The 2,311-nt window shown below is 54.2% G+C and carries 1 protein-coding gene; it reads right to left on the reverse strand.

Annotated elements, in window-relative coordinates:
- Positions 1-2,311 (reverse strand): condensation domain-containing protein (locus C5470_RS21645; RefSeq protein ID WP_166291848.1); only part of this gene is annotated, 2,311 nt, incomplete at both ends.

Here is a 2,311-nt window from a genome sequence, read left to right on the forward strand (position 1 = left end):
GTGTTTGATATTCTAATGCTGTGACATCCGGCATTTTCTGCACTTGTTGTTCAAACAGCTGATGGATACACAATGCATCAGAAGACCCGGGTTCCGTGACATTCCAGGTTTTCAGCAACAGTGTACGCTCCGCTTCCGGCAGAATTTCCAGCGCCCGTACTGGTGTCTCAGGAGCCTGTTCAAGCACATTCACCAAACTTGCCAGCGCCTGTTGCATATAGCCGCATAACCGTTCCGGATCAAACGGCTGTACCACCTGAGCCGTCAACCCCAAGGCGTCACCAAAATCTTCCACTGACAGAGCAAACGGATAATGGGTCCGCTCCTGCGCATCAAGGAATTCAATGCCGCTCATGATTTCATCCGCAGTGACCGGCGGCGTATTATGCCGGTAATTCAACAGCGCATTGAACAGCGGTGTGCCACTGGCTACCCCACTGCAACGTTGAGCCAGTGCCAGTGAAGCATGTTCATGCACCAGCAATCCCGCCAGCCGGCTATGGGCAATCTGTACGCTGTCCCGCACCGGGGTTTCATCCATATCCAACCGCAACGGCAGGGTATTAATAAACAGCCCCATACCACTGTCAGCGCCTTCACCTGCCTGCATACGCCCAAACAGCACGGTACCAAACACTACCTGCACCTGCCCGCTGGTACGCGATAACACCTGCGCCCAAGCCACATGACACAGCGCCGCCACACTGACACCCAAACGCCGGGCCTGACGACGTAAACGGTCATTCAACCCGGCCGTCAGCATCCGGTGTGATTCCGTCACCTGTGAACCGTCATGGTGTGCTTGCGTCAGTCCGAACGGTAACGTCGGTTCATCCACCCCAGCTAACATGTCAGTAAAGAAACGGGTATGTTCTGCCTGACTCACCCCCAGCCGGGCCTGCGCCACCAGATGACGAAAAGGTGTCGGCGCGGGCAATCTCTCTGCCCGCCCGGCAAGATAGGCCTGTACTTCGTGGTTCATCACGTCCAGTGTGGTATGGTCACCAATCAGGTGATGCAACAGTTGCAACAGGATCCAACGACTATTAGTTTCCTGTACCACCACAAAACGCAGCAACGGCGCCTGCCCCAAATCAATGCGATACCGGCACGGATCAAAACGTTGGAACAACTGGTCACTGATCGGACCGTCAGCCAGATTTAAAGTCAGTTCCGTCACTGACAACGGTGCCTGACGGCAGACCACTTGCGCCGGCACGGACAAACCAGACCAAACAAAGGCAGTACGCAAAATATCATGGCGATCAACCACCTGTTGCACCGCCGCCAGATATCGCTCCAGCAAAGACCGATCGGCAAAAGCCTGTTGGGTTATCAGTAAATAAGGGTCACCCTCATTTGCCAACAAATGGTGGAACAAAATGCCATCCTGTAGCGGGGACAGAGCATAGATATCCTGAATATTGGCAATCCCACCCGGTACCTGCTCAACAATGTGGTCAATCTCAGACTGGGTCAGATCAATCAACGGCAACATTTCCGGCGTCAACACAACCGTATCCGGTGTAATGCCGTTGTCAGGCACCGGGATTTCACGATGTTGAGCCAGAGACTGAGCCAGAACACTGAGTGTCGAATGCTGGAATAACGTTTGTACCGAGATGCCTAACCCCATACGCCGCAAACGTTCAATCATCCGTATCGCAAGCAGCGAGTGACCACCGAGAGCAAAGAAGTTGTCGTGCCGGCTGATCTGTTCAACCTCCAGCAATTCACACCAAATAGTCGCTAATGCTGTCTCAATTTCGCCTTGTGGTGTTTCGTAAACCTGATGGGCAAAAGCATGCTGATCCAAGGCTGGCAGCGCCCGGCGATCCAGTTTGCCATTCGGCGTCAGCGGAAAGGCATCCAGACGGACAAACGCCGCCGGCACCATATAATCGGGCAAAATATCACTCAGATGGTCACGCAAGCTGGCGGCCAGCCCATCATCGGCTTCTGCTACCACATAGGCAACTAAACGTTTATCCTGCCCGTCACCCAACACCAGTACCCGTGCGCCACTCACCATAGGGTATTCAGTCAGCCGCGCTTCAATTTCCCCTAGTTCAATGCGAAAACCGCGGATCTTAACCTGCTGGTCATTACGGCCTGCAAACACCAGATTGCCATCCGGCAAGTAGCGGGCTAAATCCCCGGTTCGGTACATCCGCGCCTCTGGCACATCACTAAACGGATCAGCCAGGAAGCGTTCCGCAGTCAGATCAGGACGATTGAGATAACCCCGGGCAACACCGACACCGCCAATGTACAATTCACCCACCGTCCCTAACGGTACTGGCTGACCATA

The organism is Photorhabdus stackebrandtii (assembly GCF_011189495.1).
GTDB lineage: Bacteria > Pseudomonadota > Gammaproteobacteria > Enterobacterales > Enterobacteriaceae > Photorhabdus > Photorhabdus khanii.